Raw genomic sequence first — 18684 nt, 5'->3', positions numbered from 1 at the left:
CCGACTTCCACCAATGCCTCGTTCGGAACGATTCGATTGTGGACGGTCAACCGCGAACCGCGAACGCGGATGCGGATGCGGATGCGAGTTATCGGACTGGCCAGCTCACTAAGTTGCCTGTGCACAACCACCACCCGATCACTCCATCCGCCCCCGAATTGAAAAACCCGCGGGAACCGACCCGCATCCCAAAGGTCCATCCATTCAGCGTCCCCGCACGAAAAAGTCCTGAACAGCCCGGCCAAATTTCCCGCTTCACGTCACGAATTTGGTAAACAGTCGCCCTTTCCCCCGAAACCCTTCGCCATGCGCAATCGCCGTTCCCTGACCCGATCGCCCGCCCCGCGCGCCAGCCAGCGCGGCATGAGTCTCATCGAGATCATCATCGTCATCGTGTTGATCGGCGTGGTGCTGACCTTCGTCGGCAGCCGCATCCTCGGCGGCGCGGATCGCGCCAAGGCCAACCTCGCGAAGTCCGAAGTGCAGACGCTCGCGCAGAAGATCGACCAGTACAAGGAAGACGTCGGCAAGTACCCGACGTCGCTGTCCGACCTCGCGGCCGCGCCTCAAGGCGCGACGGGCTGGCTCGGCCCGTACGCGAAAGAGGGCGAACTTAAGGATCCGTGGGGCAACCCGATCAGCTACAAGGCGCCGGGCGATGAAGGCCACGCGTTCGACCTGATCATCCTCGGCAAGGACGGCAAGCCCGGCGGCACGAGTTACGACGCCGACCTGCGCAACGAATGATCCGCACCGCGCCACGTCGGACGGCAGGACCCGCCGCCCGTCGTGCGCGCGGCGTTTCGCTGATCGAAATCATCATCGTCATCGTGCTGATCGGCGTGATGAGCGTGCTCGCCGCGGCCGCGATGACCGGTGGCTTCAAGGGCATGCAATTGCGTTCCGCGGCGAAGGACATCGCCGCGCAGCTGCGCTTCACCCGCACGCGTGCGATCGCGACCGGGCAGGCGCAGCGCTTCGTGATCCAGCCACGCACGCATGCCTGGCAGGCACCGGACGGACGTCACGGCGAGATCCCGTCGACGCTGAAAGTCTCGTTCATCGGTGCGCGACAGACGCAGCCCTCGCCCGACGAAGGCGCGATCACATTCTTCGCCGACGGCGCGTCCACTGGCGGACGCGTGCAGGTCGCGCGCGACGCGGCGGCATGGAACATCGACGTCGCATGGCTCACCGGTGAAGTGAAGCTCGCGCAGGCGGACGCACGCTGATGCAGCGCCAGCGCGGCTACACGCTGATCGAAGTCGTGGTTGCGTTCGGCATTCTCGCGATCGCGCTGACGTTGCTGCTGGGCACGCTGACCAATTCGAGCCGCCAGGTGCGGTGGTCGGCCGATGCGGGACGCGCTGCATTGCTTGCGCAATCCATCCTCGACCAGGTCGACACCGACGGCCCGCTGCACGAAGGCGAGCGCGACGGCGAGCTGGAAGACGGCCGTTACCACTGGCAATTGCACGTGCATCGCTATCAGACGAACGCGCCGACGACGCAGCCCGTCGATCCGAACGCGCCGGTGCTGCTGGCGCTCGACCTGACCATGCAATGGGGCGACGGCGGCCCGCGCGAGCGTTACGAACTGCATTCGCTGCGCCTGGTGCCGGCGAATCTCTCCGGAGCGCCGCAGACGTGAAGCACGCGCGCGGATTCACGCTGGTCGAAATCCTGATCGCGACGGTGCTGCTCGCGCTCGGCCTCACGCTCGCGTTCGCAACCATCACCGGCGCGACCGGTGCCGCGCGTCGCGGCGAAGCGATCGCCGCCAGCAGCGAACACGTTCGCGCCGTGCAGGGTTTCCTGCGTCGTCGCATCGCGAGCGCGCGCGCCGTGCCGTTCCAGATCGATTCGTCAACCGGCCAGCCGATGCGTTTCGCCGGTGATCGTGAACGCATGCGCTTCGTGTCGGACCTGCCGGACTACATCGGTCGCGGCGGCCCGAGCGTGCACGACCTGCGCATCGAACGCATGCCGTCGGGCGAAGGCGTGCGCCTCACGCTCGGTCTTGCGGTCGTGCAGCCCGGCGATGCGACGCCGCATGTCGACCGCGATCCCGAAGTGCTCGCCGACAAACTGCGCAGTGTCGAATTCCACTATCGCGGCGTCGGCGAGGACGGCAAGCCAGCCGAATGGCAGGACGACTGGACGACGACGACGGAACAGCTTCCGTTGCTCGTCGAAATCCGCGTCACCGGCGAGGACGGCAAGCCGTGGCCGGTGCTCGACGTCGCGCCTCGCCTCGCTGCCGCGTACGCCACCGGGATCACCCGATGACGCGGCGGACGCGCGGCGCCGCGCTGCTCCTCGTGCTGTGGCTGATGGTGCTGCTGATCGCGCTGGTCGGTGCGTTCTCGCTCACCGCGCGCACCGAAGGCATGCAAGGCCGCGCGCTGGTCGACGGCGTGCAAGGGGATGAGATCGCGCGGGCCGGCTTGGAGTACGCGCTGACCCGGGTGTCGCAGGCCGATCCGCGCCAGCAATGGCGGCCCGACGGCCGCGTCTACAAATGGGTGTTCGAAGGCGCCGACGTCGAGATCCGCATCGTCGACGAGGATGCGAAGGTCGATCTCAACCACGCCGACCCGCCGTTGCTGGTCGGCCTGTTCACGGCGGTGGGCATCGACCGCCAGCGCGCCGAGAAGCTCGCGAGCGCGGTCATCGACTGGCGCGACGCCGACCAGCTCACGCAGCCGTCGGGCGGCGCGGAGGACGCGGACTACGCGTCGGCCGGCCGCGACTACGGCGCGAAGGATGCCGACTTCGAAAGCACGGCCGAACTGCTGCAGGTGCTCGGCTTCACCGGCGATGACTTCCGCAGGCTGGCGCCGTACGTGACGGTGTTCAGTGGTCGCGGCCGACCGGAGCCCGCGTTCGCGGCCGCGCCGGTGCTCACCGCGATGGGCATGGACGGCAAGGCGATCGTCCAGCAGCGCGACGCCTGGGATCCGTCGACGGGGCAACCGCTTCCGGCGATTCCGGGCGGCGAAAGCCTGCAGGCGTTCGGAAGCGGAACGTATAGTATCGAGAGCCGGGCCCGGCTTCGTGGCGGACGCATCGCCACGCTGGGCGCGGTAGTACGCACCGGGGGCAGCGCCATTCCGGGGATGGCCTACACACCGTTGCGTTGGGAGGAGGGGATTCCGTCACCATGACCTCGATTCTCGAGGGCCCGATGCGCGGCCTCGGGCGTTTCATCGCCCGTCTCGGCCCGCAGGCCACCAGCCTGCGTGGATTGCTCGCCTGGTGGGGCCATGCGCTCGCCGCGTGGCTGCCTGCGCGCGTGCGCCGCGCGCTGGGCGTCGATCGTGGCCGTCTGCTGCTGATGCCGCTCGCCGATGGCGAAGTGCGCCTGCAACTTCAACGCGAAGGCGAGCTGCGCGACCTCGGCCGGCTTCCCGCGCTCATCGATGCACCCGGTGACGATCCGCTCGCGACCGTGCTGAGCTCCGGCGCCGTCGACCTGCCGCGTTGGCTCGTGCTGCCCGCTACCGCCGCGCTGGTGCGACGCCTCGCTCTGCCCGCCGCCGCCGCCGAGCGTCTGCGCGACGTCGTGCGTTTCGAACTCGATCGCCAGACCCCGTTCGCCGCCGAGGACGTGCTGTACGACGCGCGCCTCGTCGGTCGTCGTCCCGATGGACAGCTCGACATCGAACTCGTCGCCGCGCCGCGCCTGCGCGCCGAACCGATGCTGGGCGCACTCGGCCCACTGGCCGGGCGCCTTGCCGGCGTCGACGTGCTCGACATCGACGGCACGCCGCGCGGCGTCAACCTGCTCGATCCGGCGGCGCGTCGTCGCCAGCGTGACCCGTGGCAGGTGTGGAACCGCGTGCTCGCCGGCGTCGGCATCATCGCCATCGCTTTCATGCTGGTCACGGTGCTCGACAACCGTCGCCAAGCCGCCGACCAGCTCGAGCAGGCCGTGCGTGCACGCAGCGGCCCCGCACGCATGGCCGCGCAGCAACGCGAGGCGCTGGTCGAACTCATCGCCGGCCAAGCCTTCCTCGACAAGCGTCGTGCCGAACGGCCGACTGCGGTCGAGGTCATGAACGAGGTCAGCCAGCGCCTGCCCGACGGCACGTATCTCGAGAAGCTCGCCATGGAAGGTGACCGCCTGACGCTGATCGGGCTCAGCAACGCAGCGCCGTCATTGGTGAACCGCCTTGAAGGCGCGCCGCTGTGGCATTCGCCCGCGCTCGCCGGCGCGCTGCAGCCCGATCCCGCGACCAACCGCGATCGCTTCACGCTGACGGCCGAACTCGGTCGCAGCGATGCGAAGACGACCGAGGCGTCGCGATGACGCCGGTCGTGACCGATCGCGAACGCTGGCTCGCACTCGGCCTGCTCGTCGCCCTGCTGCTGATCGCCTACGGCGTGCTGATCCATCCGTGGTGGACGGTGCCGATGCGCGAAGTCGGCGCACGCATCGAGCAGTTGCAGGAACGCGACGCGCGTCTTCGCGCCGAACTCGCGCAGGCGCCCGCCGTGCAGCGTCGACTGCAGGAAGCGCAGCAGCGCCTCGCGACGCGCCCGGGTTTCCTGTCGGAAGCCACGCCTGAACTCGCCGTCGCCGGTCTCGTGCAGCGCCTCGAGACGGTGGTGTCGCAGGCAAGTCCCGGCAATCGCAGCTGCCAGATCAGCAACCGCTCGCCACTGCAGAACGAATCGGGCGAGGCGTACACGCGCGTCGCCGTGCAGGTGCGCCTGCGTTGCGGCACGCCGGAACTCGCGGCGGTGCTGCATGCGCTCGAAGCCGGCACACCGCGACTGTTCGTCGAGAACCTCAACATCCTCGCGCAGCGCTTCTTCGGCGGGATGGATGCGAACAATCGCGACGGCGGGCTTGACGTGAGCTTCGACCTCGTTGGTTACCTGCGGCCCGCCGGCTCGATGGTCGAAGGCATGGCGGTTGCGCCGGTCGTGATGCCGGTGTCGACGCCGCCACCCGCGCCGATGTCCGCGGGCCCAGTCGTCGCGCCATCCGCCGGGCCGTCGGTGATGCCGAGCAGCCCGCCGCCGAATCCTGCGGACGTCGCGCCGCCGCCGCGGTCGATGATCACCGGTCCGTCGTTGCCGCCGCCCGCGCCGTTGCCGGTGCCGACTGCGCCGCAGGGCGCGCCGGCGGATTCGTCGAACGCCACGCCGCCATCGGGAGGTCCCGGTGCGCCTTGACCATGTCGCCCCGCGCACGCTGTTGCTCGGCGCGTTCGCCGGCTGGGCCGTGCTCGCCTGGGTGCTGGCGCTGGCTGGCATGGGCGGCCATCTGCCGGAAGGCAAGGGCGGCGCGATCGAGGGCAGCCGCATTCCGACGCTGCCTGCGAACGATGCATCCCCCGGCCTCGGTCCGATCGGCCAGTACGGCGAGATCGCCGCGCGACCGCTGTTCGCGACGGATCGCCGTCCGCATCCGTTCTCGCTCGTGACCGAAAACGGTCAGGCCGACGCGCCGACCGATTTCGACCTGGTGCTGACCAGCGTGCTCATCTCGCCGCAGGCCAGCATCGCGATCGTGCAGAAGCTCGACGGCACCGAGTCCTGGCGCGTCAAGATCGGCGACGCCGCGGATTCGCGGCCGAACTGGCGGCTCATCTCGCTCAAGCCGCGTAGCGCCGTGTTCGAAGGCCCCGAAGGCCAGAAGGAGCTCACGTTGCGCGTCTACGACGGCAAGGGCGGCAGCTCGCCCACCGCGTCGACGTCATCCGCGCCCGTCAACACGACGATGATGAATTCGCCAGCGCCATCCACGCCCGTGCCGCCACCGACCGATGCGTCGCCCGCGCCGGATCCGGCGCAGATCGAGCAGATCCGCCAACGCATCGAAGCCCGCCGCGAGGAAATGCGCCGGCGCGCCCAGAACGCCAACCCGCCCGCGACGGCCGTGCCGCCGCCGACGACCCGCTGAGTCCCGCGATGACCTTCCTGCCTGATTCCTCCGTCCTCCGTCCGGCGCTGCGCCATTCGACGACCGCATTCGCGATCGCATCGATCCTGGCCGGCTGCACCACGGTCACGCCACCCGTTGTCCGTCGCGATGGCCGGCTCGACGGCCCCGTCGCGGGCACCTCGTCGGCACCCGCGGGCGACACCATCGTCACGAACGCGAACGGCGTGACCACCGCACCGCTGCCCGCCCGCGACGAAGGTCCGCGCGCGCAGATCCGACGCGGCACCGGCACGGTGATCAACAACCGTGTCGCGAGTGCACCGCCGTCGCGCCTGGGCGGCAGCAGCGGCGCGGCGACGTTCAACTTCGAGGGCGAGTCGGTGCAGGCCGTGGTGAAAGCCATCCTCGGCGACATGCTCGGCCAGAACTACGTGATCGCGCCGGGCGTGCAGGGCACCGTGACGCTCGCGACGCCCAAGCCCGTCAGCCCCGCCGAAGCGCTGAACCTGCTCGAGATGGTGCTGGGCTGGAACAACGCGCGCATGGTGTACAGCGGCGGCCGCTACAACATCGTTCCGGCCGACCAGGCACTCGCCGGCACCGTCGCGCCGCGCACCGGCCCGGCGTCGACCGCGCGCGGTTTCGAAGCGCGCACCGTGCCGCTGAAGTTCGTGTCCGCCACGGAGATGGAGAAGATCCTCAAGCCGTACGCGCGGCCGAATGCGATCGTCAACGTCGACAACGCACGCAACATCATCACCGTCGCGGGCACGCGCGCCGAGCTCGAGAACTACCTGCGCACCATCGAGACGTTCGACGTCGACTGGCTCGCCGGCATGTCGGTCGGCGTGTTTCCGTTGCAGTCGGGCCGTGCCTCGCGCGTCGTCGCCGATCTCGAGAAGGTGTTCGGCGAGACCAGCAAGTCGCCGGTCGCCGGCATGTTCCGTTTCATGCCGCTGGAAGGCGCGAACGCGGTGCTGGCGATCACGCCGCAGGCCGCGTACCTCGACGACATCCAGCAGTGGCTGGAGCGCATCGACGGCGCCGGCAGCGAGCCGCGCCTGTACTCGTACGAACTCAAGTACATCAAGGCGAAGGATCTCGCCGATCGCCTGTCGGAAGTGTTCGGCGGTGGCGGTGGTCGCAGTGGTGGTGACACCGGCGCGCAGCCGTCGCTGATGCCGGGCCTGGATTCCACCGAACTGCGCGATAACGGCAACGGCTCCAGCGCGAGCATCGGCTCGACGCCGTCGAGCGACAACGGTATGGGCAGCACGGGCGGCACAGGCAGCGACAGCGGCGGCATGTCGTCGTCGCTATCGCTGGATCCGCGTCGTAACGGCAACGGGTCCGTCGCGTTCGATGTCGACGGCCAGCATGTCGGCGTATCGGCGGTCGACGAAACCAATTCGCTGCTGGTGCGCAGCACGCCGCAGGCGTGGGCGTCGATGCGCGACGTCATCGAACGTCTCGACGTCATGCCGATGCAGGTGCAGATCGAAGCGCAGGTAGTCGAGGTGCAGCTCAGCGGCGCACTGCAGTACGGCGTCAACTGGTTCTTCGAACAGGCGGTGAGCGATCCGACATCCGCCGGCGGCGCAGGCCTGCCGAACGCGGCGGGCCGCAACATCTGGGGCGATCTGAAGGGCAGCATCCGCCCCAGCAGCGACATCAACGGCAACGGCATCGTCAACCCGGGCATGGCGTGGACGTTCCTCGGCAAGAACGCCGCGGCGGTGATCAGTGCGCTCGACCAGGTTACCGACCTGCAGCTGCTGCAGACGCCGTCGGTGTTCGTGCGCAACAACGCCGAAGCCACGCTCAATGTCGGCAGCCGCATTCCGATTTCGTCGGTGACGGTCGATCCGGGCACCGGCACCGGCGGCGTCACCTACAGCCAGGTGCAGTACCTCGACACCGGCATCATCCTGAAAGTACGCCCACGCATCACGCGCGACGGCATGGTCTTCCTCGACATCGTGCAGGAAGTGAGTTCGCCTGGCACCGTCGCCGATCGCAACGGCAACGTGCGCATCGACACGCGCAAGGTGAAGACCGAAACCGCGGTGCAGAGCGGCGACACCGTGATGCTCGCCGGCCTCATCAGCGACGGCGTGCAGCGTGGTTCGTCCGGCTTCCCGGGCCTGAGCCGCATTCCGGTTGTCGGCGGCCTGTTCGGCAAGCAGAACTCGCGCACCGATCGCAACGAAGTCATCGTGCTGCTGACGCCGACCGTCGTGCGCAACCCGCAGGAAGTGCGCGACCTCACTGACGACTACACGCGGCGCTTCCGCGCGATGGAGCCGCTGCACCGCAAGCAGAAGGTGCGCGGCGGGATCGAGGTTCGCTGACACGGTGACCGACATCGCCGCGGCGGCGCATGGTGACGCCCTGCCCATCGTGGTGGTCCCGGTGGGCACCGACGATGCCGTGCTCGACGGCTGCCTCGCCGCGCTCGAAGCCACCACGCCCGCGCGCACGCGCGTCTGGCTCGCCGACGATGCGCGCGGCGGGCCGCGCGTGCGTGCGGTCGTCGATGCATGGCTCGCGACCACGCGCATGAGCGCCGACTACAGTCGTCGCCCGCGTTCGCTGGGCGAAGCGGCGCATCTGGCCGATGTGCTGCGTACCTGCGGCGATGCCGACGTGGTCGTGCTCGCGGACGATGCACGTCCCGCACCGGGCTGGCTCACGCGCGTGACGCGCTGCCTGCACGATGCGCCGCATGCATCGACTGTCACTCCTTGGAGCAATGCCGGCGAGACCGCTGCGTGGCCGCGGCTGGGCGACGTCACGCCGTTGCCAGACGACACCTCGCGTCTGGCCGACGTACTCGCCGAAGCCGCACTCGACCCTGCGCCACTGCCCGCTGCGGTCGGCCACGCAGTGCTGATTCGCGGTAGCGCGTGCCGCAAGGCCGGCGGAGTCGATGCGACGAGCTATGCATCGTGGTACGCCGCACTTATCGACCTCTGCCTGCGCCTGCAGGCGTTCGGCGGCAGCGACCTGCTGTGCACGCAGGCTTTCGTCGGTCGGCTCGACGAAGGGCATCCGGCCGACGGCGACCTCGATCGCGTCGCCGCGCGCTGGCCGCACTGGAACACGCGCCTCGCGGAATTCCTGATGGGCGATCCGTTGCGCGAGCAGCGCGAACGCATCGCTGAAGTGATCGCACAACGCGCAGGCGCTGACGCGCAGGCCGACCTGTTCGGAGTCGCGCCATGAGCGACGGCATCGCGGTCGTCGTCGTCACGTATCGAAGCGCGGAGACGATCGAGCTCTGCCTGCAACGATTGCGCGGCGCCGACGGCGTCACCGCGATCCGCGTGATCGACAACGCCTCCGACGACGGCACGCTCGCGATCGTGCAACGCATCGCCGCGGGCGAGCCGCGCCTCAAGTTCGTCGCGAATCCCGACAATCCCGGCTTCGCCGTCGCCTGCAACCAGGGCGCGCGCGATACCGACGCAGCGTGGATCGCGTTCGTGAATCCCGATTGCCTGGTCGAGCGCGACACGCTGGCGCGGTTGCGCGCGATCGCGACCGGTATCGCGCCCGCGCTGCTCGGTTGCGAACTCGTCGACGATGACGGCATTCCCGACGCCGCCGCGCGACGCCGCGATCCCGACTTCGCGCGCATGCTCGCAGGCGAGGGTACTGATCTCTCAATTGCATCAACGGGCGAACCGATCCAGCGCGTCGACGCGATCTCCGGTGCACTGATGCTGATGCCGCGCGCGCTGTTCGACGCTGTGAACGGCTTCGACGAAGGCTATCGTCTGCACGCCGAAGACCTCGACCTGTGCCGGCGTGTGCGTGATGCGGGCGGCACGGTCGCGATCGCGAACGGCGTACGCGTTATGCACGTGCGCGGCGTGTCGAGTCGCTCGCGGCCGTTCTTCGTCGAATGGCACAAGCACCGCGGGCTGTGGCGCTACTTCTCGCGCTTCGAGGCGCCACATCGCAGCGGACCGCTGCGTGCGCTGGTCGCCGTCGTCATCGCGACGCGTTTCGTCATCGCGTCGCTGCGCGCCTGGTGGCGCAGCGTCAGCTGATCACGGGCTCAGCTTGAACTTCAGCTGCAGGCCAAGCGTGTTCGGCGTCGAGCCGGGAATGCGCGGCAGGTAGATCAGGTTCATGCCGACGCGGCGGTATTCGATCTTCGCCACCAGTGCACCACCCGGAGCCGCATTGCCGTTGTTGTAGCCCGGATACCCGCTCACCAGCCCGACCATCGCACCCAGACGAACATGCTGGCCCAGCGACAGCGGCGTGTAGTGATACAGCGCGTACCACGAGTCCTCGTACACCGAGTTGCGGTAGTAGCCGACCGATGCACCATGCCGCGGCTGCCATTGCACTTCGACGCCGGCGCCGTAGTTGTTCTGGTTGAAGTGCTGGCCGGGGCCGAGATAGTCGTCCGCGCTTTCGAAGTGGTACGAGGCGACGTTGACGTCCGCCCACCATTCCGGCGAAGGCTTCGATGTCGACTCCTGCGCGAGCGCGGGCAGCGCGACGGCGAGAAGCAGCGGCGACATCCAGCGTGCGATGCGATGGGACATGGCGGGCTCCGTCGTTCCCAAGCACGCTAGCAGCCGCGACCGTGCCGCCGCCTCACGCGGACGCCGCGAAGCTGAATCAGGCCAGCGGGTACTCGTAACGGATGAAGCCGCGGTGCTCGGCGATGCGGTCGTACAGCGCGCGTGCGGTGGTGTTGTGCGCCTGCGTCAGCCAGTAGAGGCGGGTCGCGTCGCGACTGCCTGCATCGTCTGCGACGGCTTGGATCAGGGCACGGGCGACGCCGCGACCGCGTGCCGCCTCGTCGGTGAACAGGTCTTGCAGGTAGCAGGTGCGCTCGGCCCAGACCGTTGGGTGGAACAGGTAATGGACGATGCCGACGAGCCGGCCGTCGAGCTTCGCGCCGAGGCCGTGCACCGCGTTGTCTTCGAGCAGTCGCGCCCATGCGGCGTCGTATTCGGCGGGCGTGGTGGGCGTCGCGTAGAACGCCTTGTAGCCCTCGGCGAGGCGCTGCCAGTCGTCGCGATCGTCGGCGGTGAATGGCGCGATGACGACCGCGTCCTCCACGTCAGCGGCTCGCGTTGATCAGGTCACGAAGTGCGCGTGCAGCGTCGCCGGCCGCAGCCATGTAGTCGTCGCCATTCGATGCGTAGAGCACCGCGCGCGACGAGCTGATCATCAGGCCGGTGCCGTCGGGCGTCTTGGCGTTCGACACGACTGCGGCAGCGTCGCCGCCCTGTGCGCCGACCCCAGGCACCAGCAGCGGAACGTCCTTCACCAGAGCACGAACTTCGGCGAGCTGCTCCGGCCACGTCGCGCCGACCACAAGCGAAACATTGCCGTTCGTATTCCATTCCAGCGCCGCCTTCTCGGCGACGTGCTGGTACAGCGGTCGTCCTGCGACGAGCATGTCCTGCAACTCGCCCGCACCCGGATTCGACGTGCGGCAGAGAATGATGACGCCGCGATCGGCGCGATCGAGGAACGGTTGCAGCGCGTCGCGGCCGAGATACGGATTCACCGTCACCGCGTCCGCGCCGTAGCGGTCGAAGGCTTCCGTCGCGTAATGCTGCGCGGTGCTGCCGATGTCGCCGCGCTTGCTGTCGAGAATGACCGGGACGTCCGGATGCGCGGACTTGAGGTGCGCGATCAAGCGTTCCAGTGCGTGTTCCGCACCCAGCGCCGCGAAATGCGCGATCTGCGGCTTGAACGCGCAGGCGTAGTCGGCAGTCGCATCCGCGATGTCGCGGCAGAACGCGAACACCGCGTCCGTATCGTTCGCGAAGCGCGCCGGGAACTTCGACGGCTCCGGATCCAGGCCTACGCACACCAGCGTGTTCGCCTGCTGCCAGCGATTGCGCAATGCCCGCATGAAGCCCATGCCGATCTCCGTTTCAGTGCAGTACGAGGACAACCGCGACGGATACCACTGATGCAACGAGTGCCACGATCGCGCTCGCCTTCATGTCGAGCCCGAGCGCAAGCCGGAAGCCGAGTACATACGCGGCGAACAACACACCGGCGAACGCGAGCGTTGCCGCGGTCGCGAGGTGCACGCCGCCGGTGCCCAGTGCGAAACCCGAGAACGCGAACAGCACGATGACGGGCAGCAGCGAGGACCATGCGACTGCCCGCAACGAAGCGCCCCAACCGGGCGCTTCCTGCGCGACGGCGGCGGTCGAGAATCGCGTCGCCGTCGTGGTCGCTGCGATCCAGGCCGCCAACTTCGCCGCTGCTACGGGCGAGAACGCCAGCAGCGCGATGAAGGCGACGACCAGGATCAGCACCTGCATTACTTCAGTGCCTTGAACCGCAGGCGATGCGGCTGTGCGCCTTCCGCGCCGAGGCGACGCTTCTTGTCTTCCTCGTACTCGCGGTAGTTGCCCTGGAAGAACTCGACGTGCGAGTTGCCTTCGAACGCGAGGATGTGCGTCGCGATGCGGTCGAGGAACCAGCGGTCATGCGAGATCACGAACGTGTTGCCCGGGAACTCGAGCAGCGCGTCTTCGAGCGCACGCAGCGTTTCGATGTCGAGGTCGTTGGACGGTTCGTCGAGCAGCAGCACGTTACCGCCCTGCAGCAGCGTCTTCGCCATGTGCAGTCGGCCGCGTTCACCGCCGGACAGCGCGCTGACGATCTTCTGCTGGTCCTGGCCCTTGAAGTTGAAGCGCCCGATGTACGCGCGCGACTGGATCTCGATGCCGTTGATGTTGAGGATGTCGAGGCCGCCCGACACTTCCTGGAACACGTTGTGGTTGCCTTCCAGCGCTTCGCGGCTCTGGTCCACGTACGCGAGCTTCACCGTCTGACCGGTTTCGATCGTGCCCGAATCCGGCTGCTCCTTGCCGATGATCATCTTGAAGAGCGTGGACTTACCCGCGCCGTTCGGACCGATGATGCCGACGATCGCGCCCGGCGGCACCGAGAACGAGAGGTCGTCGATCAGCAGGCGGTCGCCGAACTTCTTCGAGACGTTCTTGAACTCGATGACCTTGTTGCCCAAGCGCTCGCCCGGCGGAATGAAGATCTCGTTCGTTTCCTGGCGACGCTGGTAGTCGACCGACTGCAGTTCCTCGATGCGCGCAAGGCGTGCCTTGCCCTTCGAGCGGCCGCCCTTCGCGTTCTGCCGCGCCCATTCCAGTTCCTTCTGGATGGCCTTCTGGCGCGACTTTTCCTGGTTCTCTTCCTGCTTGAGGCGCTCGTCCTTCTGCACGAGCCAGTCGGTGTAGTTGCCCTTCCACGGAATGCCGCGGCCGCGGTCCAGTTCGAGGATCCACTCGGCCGCGTTGTCGAGGAAGTAGCGGTCATGCGTCACCGCCACCACGGTGCCGGTGTAGCGCGCGAGGAACTGCTCCAGCCATTCGACCGATTCGGCGTCGAGATGGTTGGTCGGTTCGTCGAGCAGCAGCATGTCCGGCTTCTGCAGCAGCAGGCGGCACAGCGCGACGCGGCGCTTCTCACCACCCGACAGCTTGCCCACGATCGCGTCCCACGGCGGCAGGCGCAGCGCGTCGGCGGCGACTTCGAGCTGGTTCTCCAGCGTGTGCGCATCACCCGCGGCGAGGATCGCTTCGAGGCGTTCCTGCTCCTTGGCCAGCGCGTCGAAATCCGCGCCTTCCTCGGCATAGGCGGCGTAGACCGCTTCCAGCGCGGCCTGCGCGTTGATGATGTCGCCCAGGCCTTCCTCGACCGACTGGCGCACGGTGTGCTCGGCGTTGAGCTCGGGCTCCTGCGCGAGGTAGCCGACCTTGATGCCCGGCTGCGGGCGCGCTTCGCCGACGAAATCGGTGTCGACGCCGGCCATGATCTTGAGCACGGTCGACTTGCCGGCGCCGTTCAGGCCGAGCAGGCCGATCTTGGCGCCCGGGAAGAACGACAGCGAGATGTCCTTGATGATCTGGCGCTTCGGAGGAACGGTCTTGCTGACACCGTTCATCGTGTAGATGTATTGCATGGGGGCTCCGGTGAAGCACGGCGCGCCGGGCGCGGCGTGGGGCAGGCGACGGCCGCCTGCGCAGGGCAGGAGCCGTGGGATTCGGAATAGCCCGAAATTATAAGGCCGGGCGGGCCTTCGCGGGCCCGGGGAAGGGCGCCGCCGGGCTAGAATTCACGTCTCCCCATGCCCCTCCGGAGCCACCTGATGTTCGCTCGCGACGCCCGTATCGAAGGATTCGACCCCGAACTGGCCCAGGCGATCATGGACGAGGCCCGGCGGCAGGAAGACCACGTCGAACTGATCGCGTCGGAGAACTACGCCAGCCCGCGCGTTCTCGAAGCGCAGGGCTCCGTGCTCACCAACAAGTACGCCGAGGGCTACCCCGGCAAGCGCTACTACGGCGGCTGCGAATACGTGGACGTCGCCGAGCAGCTCGCGATCGACCGCTGCAAGCAGCTGTTCGACGCCGATTACGCGAACGTGCAGCCGCATTCGGGCTCGCAGGCCAACCAGGCCGTCTACTTCGCGCTGCTCAATCCGGGCGACACGATCCTCGGCATGAGCCTCGCTCACGGTGGCCACCTCACCCACGGCGCGAAGGTCAACCTGTCCGGCAAGATCTACAACGCGGTGCAGTACGGCGTCGACGAGAACGGTTTCATCGACTACGCCGAAGTCGAGCGACTCGCGCAGGAACACAAGCCGAAGATGCTGGTCGCGGGTTTCAGCGCGTACTCGCAGATCGTCGACTGGGCGCGCATGCGCGAGATCGCCGATTCGGTCAGCGCACTGTTCTTCGTCGACATGGCGCACATCGCCGGCCTCGTCGCTGCGGACGTCTACCCGTCGCCGCTGCCGCACGCGCACGTGGTGACGTCGACCACGCACAAGACACTGCGCGGCCCGCGCGGCGGCATCATCGTCGCGAAGAACGCGACTGAAGAACTGACCAAGAAGCTGCAGAGCATCGTATTCCCCGGCATCCAGGGCGGCCCACTGATGCACGTGATCGCGGCGAAGGCCGTCGCGTTCAAGGAGGCGCTGGGCGATGACTTCAAGGCCTACCAGCAGCAGGTCGTCAAGAACGCGCAGGCCATGGCCGAAACGCTGGTCAAGCGCGGCTACAAGATCGTCTCCGGCGGCACGCAGAACCACCTGATGCTGGTCGACATGATCGGCCGCGACGTCAGTGGCAAGGACGCGGAAGCCGCGCTCGGTCGCGCGCACATCACCGTCAACAAGAACTCCGTTCCGAACGACCCGCGCTCGCCGTTCGTGACCTCGGGCCTGCGTCTGGGCACGCCCGCGGTCACCACGCGCGGCTATCGCGAAGCCGAGTGCATCGCGCTCGCCAACTGGATCGCCGATGTCCTCGACAATCCGAAGGATGAAGCAGTGATCGAACGCGTTGCGGATGCGGTGCAGTCGCAGTGCGCGAACTTCCCGGTGTATGGAGCAAAGGCATGATCCGCATCCTGTTGCTCGCCGCCGTACTGGCACCCGCGCTCGCCGTTGCGCAGGACGCCGCCGCGCCCGTGGATGTGACCGGCGAGGACATCTCCTCGCAGCGCGACTACACCGATCCCGCGCAGCGCGATCGTCCGGTCGCCTGTCATGCCGGCGATCAGGAGCGTCATGCCGGCGCAACGCTCGGCCAGGTGTTCGGCGACGCATGGCCGGCGCCACCTGCCGCTGCCACCACGCGCGAGCGTCCGATGGTCGACCGCTGGGGCAAGCTCGTGATGCCCGACGGACTGGCGCCGAAGAACGTCACCGTCGTGGTCGCCGCGCTGGTCGGCCCCGATGGCCAGCCGCAGCGCGCCGAACCGCTGTGCACCACCGATTCGCACTTCGACATGGCCGCGGCGCGCACCGTGATGCGCAGCCACTTCACGCCGGCGCGTTACGACGGTGCGGCGTCGACCGGCGTCACCGTGGTGGTGGTCGACTACACGCGCGGCGGCCCTGCGGTGCAGGGCGCGCACCACGCCCGCTGATGCACTGCCCGTTCTGCCAGCACCAGGACACGCGCGTCATCGATTCGCGCGTGTCCGAGGACGGCGCGACGATCCGTCGTCGCCGCGTCTGCGAAGCCTGCGGCGAACGGTTTTCCACGCTCGAGACCATCGAGCTGAAGCTGCCGGCGATCGTGAAGAGCGACGGCCGGCGTGAGGCCTTCGATGCGCGCAAGCTGCGCACCGGCTTCGATCGCGCGCTGCAGAAGCGCCAGGTCGCTGAAGAACAGATCGAGGCGGCGGTGCGTTCGGTGGTGCATCAATTGCGCATGACGACGGAACGCGAAGTGCCGTCGCGACGCATCGGCGAGTTCGTGATGGGCGAGTTGCGCAAGCTCGACCACGTTGCCTATGTGCGTTTCGCGTCGGTGTATCGCGCGTTCGAGGACGTCGCCGATTTCCGCGAGGAACTCGACCGCCTCGAACGCGACGTCGCGCCGGCGGAAGGTCAATTGCCCCTGCTCGCGGATGACGAGCCGAAGCCCGAGAAGGGCCGCCGCCGTTGAGTCCGCGCGCGCCGCGCATGATGTTCGGCGCGCATGTCGCGCCACGTTCCAACGACGCCTACAACTTTTCGGCGAATGCGACGTGCCCGCAGGCCTCGCATCACCTCGACATCGAGCCCAACGCATGACCGACGCCGCGTTCTCCGCCCTCGACCACGCGATGATGGCGCGCGCATTGCGTCTCGCCGAACGGGGTGCATACACCACGCGGCCGAACCCGATGGTCGGCAGCGTGCTGGTGCGCGATGGCGAAGTCGTTGGTGAAGGGTTCCACGAACGCGCTGGTGGACCGCATGCGGAAGTATTCGCGCTGCGCGAGGCGGGCGAGCGCGTACGCGGCGCGACGGCGTACGTCACGCTGGAACCGTGCGCGCATACCGGACGCACATCGCCATGCGCCGACAGCCTGATCGAAGCTGGCGTCGTGCGCGTCGTCGCCGCGATGCGCGATCCGTTTCCGAAGGTCGACGGCGCGGGGTTCGAGAAACTCCGTGCGGCAGGCATCGAAGTCCAAGCCGGATTGATGGAAGCGCAAGCGCGCGAACTCAATCGCGGTTTCCTGTCGCGCGTCGAGCGTGGCCGCCCTTGGCTGCGCATCAAGCTCGCCACGAGCCTCGACGGCCGCACCGCACTCGCGAGCGGCGATTCGAAATGGATCAGCGGTGAAGCCTCGCGCATGGACGTGCAGCGCTGGCGCGCGCGTGCGTCGGCATTGATGACGGGCGCCGGCACCGTGCTCGCCGACGATCCGCAACTCACCGTTCGCCTTGGCGACGACACGCCGTTCGTGCCGCCTTTGCGCGTGGTACTCGATCCCGGCCTTGCGACCATTCGTCGCGGCCGGGTTCGCGAAGGTGACGCGCCGACGCTCTACATCCACGCTCCCGACGTACGCGTGCCGAAGGAGTGCGACGCGCAGATGGCCGCGGCGCCGGTGCATGACGGACGTTTCGATCTCGACGCGGTGATGAAGCTGCTCGGCGAGCGCGGCATCAACGAAGTGCAGCTCGAAGCGGGTGCGACGCTCGCCGGCGGATTCATCGCCTCGGGTCTCGTCGACGAACTTCTGCTCTACGTCGCCCCGGTGCTGCTCGGCGCGGGAGCGCGTCCGCTGTTCGACGGCCTCGACATCCAGCAGATGAGCGAACGCCTTGCGATGCGCATCGTGGACTCGCGGCATACCGGCGACGACCTGCGCCTGCTGATGCGGCCCGCGCGATGAGCATCAAGGACCATTTCTCCGGCGTCGCGCAGGCCTATGCCGCTGCGCGTCCCGAATATCCGGCTGCACTGTTCGACGCGATCGCGGCGCACGTGCCGTCGCATGCGCATGTCTGGGAGCCTGGCTGCGGCAGCGGGCAGGCGACGCGCGACCTCGCCGCGCGCTTCGCGCACGTGCATGCCACCGATCCGAGCGCGCAGCAACTCGCGCAGCACTGGGCGAACGACGCGGCGGTCGACAACGTCACGCTGACGGTCGAGCCCGGCGAACACACGTGGATGTTCGACAACTCCGTCGATCTGGTCGCGGTCGCGCAGGCGATGCACTGGTTCGACGTGCCCGCGTTCTTCGCCGAATGCGATCGCGTGCTGCGGCCGGGCGGCGTGCTCGCCGCGTGGGGCTACGACGACTTCGATGTGCCGGTCGGCATGGAGTCGGCGGTCGCGGCGTTCCGCGCGGCTATCGAACGCGACTGGCCGCCGGAGCGCGAGCTCGTGCTGCGTCACTACCGCGATTACGACTGGCCGTTCGAGCCTCTCGACGTGCCGCCGCTGCAGCTTGCGGTCGACTGGAACTTCGATCGGCTCATCGGCTACATGAACAGCTTCTCAGCCGTGGCGCGTCATCGCGAACGTACGGGTGGCGATCCCGTCGCGCGTCATCGCGACGTACTGCGCGATGCATGGGGCGACCCTGCAGCGGTGCGACGCATCACCTGGCCGCTGTTCCTGCACCTGCGCCGCAAGCCTGCCTGACCGCGCACGCAACGCTGCGTCCGCCGGGTGTCCGAAAGCCGGGTGGTAAACTTCGCGCGCCGGTTCGCCGGCTTCCATGACGTCTTCAGGGCGGGGTGCGATTCCCCACCGGCGGTAGGCGCGAAAGTGCAAGCCCGCGAGCGCCTCCGTGATGCGGAGGGTCAGCAGATCCGGTCGAATGCCGGAGCCGACGGTTACAGTCCGGATGAAAGAAGACGGCGTTCGCATGCAGGCTTCGGCGTCGCGTGCGTGCGCCTCATGCCTTGGGTCGTTTTTCGCCACTTCATTCGCGAGAAACGTTTCATGCCCAGCTATCACGATCACAGCGTCGCCGCG

General features: G+C 68.1%; 20 protein-coding genes, 1 pseudogene and 1 riboswitch. Of the genes and pseudogenes, 16 read left to right on the top strand and 5 right to left on the bottom strand.

Annotation, left to right across the window (positions count from 1 at the left end; genetic code table 11):
- The first annotated feature begins 306 nt into the window (after positions 1–306).
- From gspG to ACVWWW_RS14045, 11 genes and pseudogenes are all read left to right on the top strand, one after another.
- Positions 307–747: a type II secretion system major pseudopilin GspG gene (gene gspG / locus ACVWWW_RS14095; protein WP_027081847.1), complete on the top strand. Its 441-nt coding sequence runs from the start codon at positions 307–309 to the stop codon at positions 745–747.
- Complete coding sequence (gene xpsH, locus ACVWWW_RS14090; RefSeq protein WP_027081848.1) at positions 744–1232, top strand: type II secretion system protein XpsH; 489 nt, start codon at positions 744–746, stop codon at positions 1230–1232. Before gspG ends, xpsH begins: the two co-directional genes overlap by 4 nt.
- Positions 1232–1651 (top strand): type II secretion system protein XpsI, encoded by a 420-nt coding sequence (gene xpsI / locus ACVWWW_RS14085; protein ID WP_027081849.1) that lies wholly within the window; start codon positions 1232–1234, stop codon positions 1649–1651. The genes xpsH and xpsI overlap by 1 nt, the downstream gene beginning before the upstream one ends.
- On the top strand, positions 1648–2289 hold the full coding sequence (locus ACVWWW_RS14080; protein WP_027081850.1) for a prepilin-type N-terminal cleavage/methylation domain-containing protein: 642 nt from the start codon (positions 1648–1650) through the stop codon (positions 2287–2289). Before xpsI ends, ACVWWW_RS14080 begins: the two co-directional genes overlap by 4 nt.
- Positions 2286–3167 carry a type II secretion system protein GspK gene (locus ACVWWW_RS14075; protein ID WP_027081851.1) on the top strand — a complete coding sequence of 294 codons (882 nt, stop codon included), beginning with the start codon at positions 2286–2288 and terminating at the stop codon, positions 3165–3167. The genes ACVWWW_RS14080 and ACVWWW_RS14075 overlap by 4 nt, the downstream gene beginning before the upstream one ends.
- Positions 3164–4312, top strand: a complete 1149-nt coding sequence (locus tag ACVWWW_RS14070) for a PilN domain-containing protein (RefSeq protein WP_456998720.1) — start codon at positions 3164–3166, stop codon at positions 4310–4312. The genes ACVWWW_RS14075 and ACVWWW_RS14070 overlap by 4 nt, the downstream gene beginning before the upstream one ends.
- Positions 4309–4956, top strand: a pseudogene (gspM, locus tag ACVWWW_RS14065) (type II secretion system protein GspM); the annotation flags it as partial. The gene ACVWWW_RS14070 and the pseudogene gspM, both read left to right, overlap by 4 nt.
- A gap of 217 nt (positions 4957–5173) precedes the next feature.
- On the top strand, positions 5174–5914 hold the full coding sequence (locus ACVWWW_RS14060; protein WP_051234681.1) for a hypothetical protein: 741 nt from the start codon (positions 5174–5176) through the stop codon (positions 5912–5914).
- A gap of 8 nt (positions 5915–5922) precedes the next feature.
- The gene (gene gspD / locus ACVWWW_RS14055; RefSeq protein WP_081671922.1) at positions 5923–8247 is read left to right on the top strand and encodes a type II secretion system secretin GspD; all 2325 of its coding nucleotides are present in this window, start codon (positions 5923–5925) and stop codon (positions 8245–8247) included.
- 4 nt (positions 8248–8251) lie between these two features.
- A complete protein-coding gene (locus tag ACVWWW_RS14050; protein ID WP_456998719.1) occupies positions 8252–9121 on the top strand; it encodes a glycosyltransferase family 2 protein in 870 nt (289 codons plus the stop codon).
- Positions 9118–9951, top strand: coding sequence for a glycosyltransferase family 2 protein (locus ACVWWW_RS14045; RefSeq protein WP_036140998.1), 834 nt, complete (start codon positions 9118–9120; stop codon positions 9949–9951). Before ACVWWW_RS14050 ends, ACVWWW_RS14045 begins: the two co-directional genes overlap by 4 nt.
- On the opposite strand, the gene ACVWWW_RS14040 is transcribed toward ACVWWW_RS14045, so the two are convergent.
- The 5 genes from ACVWWW_RS14040 to ettA form a co-directional block, all read right to left on the bottom strand.
- On the bottom strand, positions 9952–10458 hold the full coding sequence (locus tag ACVWWW_RS14040) for a hypothetical protein (protein WP_051234683.1): 507 nt from the start codon (positions 10456–10458) through the stop codon (positions 9952–9954).
- A 76-nt stretch (positions 10459–10534) separates the two neighbouring features.
- Positions 10535–10981 carry a GNAT family N-acetyltransferase gene (locus tag ACVWWW_RS14035; RefSeq protein ID WP_051234685.1) on the bottom strand — a complete coding sequence of 149 codons (447 nt, stop codon included), beginning with the start codon at positions 10979–10981 and terminating at the stop codon, positions 10535–10537.
- A 1-nt stretch (position 10982) separates the two neighbouring features.
- On the bottom strand, positions 10983–11795 hold the full coding sequence (gene pyrF, locus ACVWWW_RS14030) for an orotidine-5'-phosphate decarboxylase (protein WP_027081854.1): 813 nt from the start codon (positions 11793–11795) through the stop codon (positions 10983–10985).
- Positions 11796–11808: 13 nt separating this feature from the next.
- A complete protein-coding gene (locus ACVWWW_RS14025) occupies positions 11809–12207 on the bottom strand; it encodes a hypothetical protein (protein ID WP_027081855.1) in 399 nt (132 codons plus the stop codon).
- Entirely contained in the window at positions 12207–13868 is a 1662-nt protein-coding gene (gene ettA, locus ACVWWW_RS14020; protein WP_027081856.1) for an energy-dependent translational throttle protein EttA, read from the bottom strand. The genes ACVWWW_RS14025 and ettA overlap by 1 nt, the downstream gene beginning before the upstream one ends.
- Positions 13869–14054: 186 nt before the next feature.
- Here ettA and glyA point away from each other — a divergent pair, with 186 nt between their 5' ends.
- The 5 genes from glyA to ACVWWW_RS13995 all read left to right on the top strand — a co-directional run bounded on the left by glyA (position 14055) and on the right by ACVWWW_RS13995 (position 18348).
- Positions 14055–15317, top strand: a complete 1263-nt coding sequence (gene glyA / locus ACVWWW_RS14015) for a serine hydroxymethyltransferase (RefSeq protein WP_027081857.1) — start codon at positions 14055–14057, stop codon at positions 15315–15317.
- Positions 15314–15847: a hypothetical protein gene (locus ACVWWW_RS14010; RefSeq protein WP_027081858.1), complete on the top strand. Its 534-nt coding sequence runs from the start codon at positions 15314–15316 to the stop codon at positions 15845–15847. Before glyA ends, ACVWWW_RS14010 begins: the two co-directional genes overlap by 4 nt.
- The gene (nrdR, locus tag ACVWWW_RS14005) at positions 15847–16371 is read left to right on the top strand and encodes a transcriptional regulator NrdR (RefSeq protein WP_027081859.1); all 525 of its coding nucleotides are present in this window, start codon (positions 15847–15849) and stop codon (positions 16369–16371) included. Before ACVWWW_RS14010 ends, nrdR begins: the two co-directional genes overlap by 1 nt.
- A gap of 124 nt (positions 16372–16495) precedes the next feature.
- Positions 16496–17593: a bifunctional diaminohydroxyphosphoribosylaminopyrimidine deaminase/5-amino-6-(5-phosphoribosylamino)uracil reductase RibD gene (ribD, locus tag ACVWWW_RS14000; protein WP_027081860.1), complete on the top strand. Its 1098-nt coding sequence runs from the start codon at positions 16496–16498 to the stop codon at positions 17591–17593.
- Entirely contained in the window at positions 17590–18348 is a 759-nt protein-coding gene (locus ACVWWW_RS13995; RefSeq protein WP_027081861.1) for a class I SAM-dependent methyltransferase, read from the top strand. The genes ribD and ACVWWW_RS13995 overlap by 4 nt, the downstream gene beginning before the upstream one ends.
- 77 nt (positions 18349–18425) lie before the next feature.
- Positions 18426–18569, top strand: a riboswitch (FMN riboswitch).
- Positions 18570–18684 lie beyond the last annotated feature (115 nt).

It is taken from the genome of Lysobacter sp. HA18, assembly GCF_054057595.1.
The sequence above is the reverse complement of the archived record's forward strand: the minus strand, read 5'-3'. Positions and strand labels throughout refer to the sequence as shown.

What these genes read in the sequence shown, in the direction of transcription:
- gspG (WP_027081847.1), top strand. Translation starts at nt 307, where the DNA reads ATGCGCAATCGCCGTTCCCTGACCCGATCGCCCGCCCCGCGCGCCAGC.
- xpsH (WP_027081848.1), top strand. Translation starts at nt 744, where the DNA reads ATGATCCGCACCGCGCCACGTCGGACGGCAGGACCCGCCGCCCGTCGT.
- xpsI (WP_027081849.1), top strand. Translation starts at nt 1,232, where the DNA reads ATGCAGCGCCAGCGCGGCTACACGCTGATCGAAGTCGTGGTTGCGTTC.
- ACVWWW_RS14075 (WP_027081851.1), top strand. Translation starts at nt 2,286, where the DNA reads ATGACGCGGCGGACGCGCGGCGCCGCGCTGCTCCTCGTGCTGTGGCTG.
- ACVWWW_RS14070 (WP_456998720.1), top strand. Translation starts at nt 3,164, where the DNA reads ATGACCTCGATTCTCGAGGGCCCGATGCGCGGCCTCGGGCGTTTCATC.
- gspD (WP_081671922.1), top strand. Translation starts at nt 5,923, where the DNA reads ATGACCTTCCTGCCTGATTCCTCCGTCCTCCGTCCGGCGCTGCGCCAT.
- ACVWWW_RS14045 (WP_036140998.1), top strand. Translation starts at nt 9,118, where the DNA reads ATGAGCGACGGCATCGCGGTCGTCGTCGTCACGTATCGAAGCGCGGAG.
- ACVWWW_RS14040 (WP_051234683.1), bottom strand. Translation starts at nt 10,458, where the DNA reads ATGTCCCATCGCATCGCACGCTGGATGTCGCCGCTGCTTCTCGCCGTC.
- pyrF (WP_027081854.1), bottom strand. Translation starts at nt 11,795, where the DNA reads ATGGGCTTCATGCGGGCATTGCGCAATCGCTGGCAGCAGGCGAACACG.
- ACVWWW_RS14025 (WP_027081855.1), bottom strand. Translation starts at nt 12,207, where the DNA reads ATGCAGGTGCTGATCCTGGTCGTCGCCTTCATCGCGCTGCTGGCGTTC.
- ettA (WP_027081856.1), bottom strand. Translation starts at nt 13,868, where the DNA reads ATGCAATACATCTACACGATGAACGGTGTCAGCAAGACCGTTCCTCCG.
- glyA (WP_027081857.1), top strand. Translation starts at nt 14,055, where the DNA reads ATGTTCGCTCGCGACGCCCGTATCGAAGGATTCGACCCCGAACTGGCC.
- ACVWWW_RS14010 (WP_027081858.1), top strand. Translation starts at nt 15,314, where the DNA reads ATGATCCGCATCCTGTTGCTCGCCGCCGTACTGGCACCCGCGCTCGCC.
- nrdR (WP_027081859.1), top strand. Translation starts at nt 15,847, where the DNA reads ATGCACTGCCCGTTCTGCCAGCACCAGGACACGCGCGTCATCGATTCG.
- ribD (WP_027081860.1), top strand. Translation starts at nt 16,496, where the DNA reads ATGACCGACGCCGCGTTCTCCGCCCTCGACCACGCGATGATGGCGCGC.
- ACVWWW_RS13995 (WP_027081861.1), top strand. Translation starts at nt 17,590, where the DNA reads ATGAGCATCAAGGACCATTTCTCCGGCGTCGCGCAGGCCTATGCCGCT.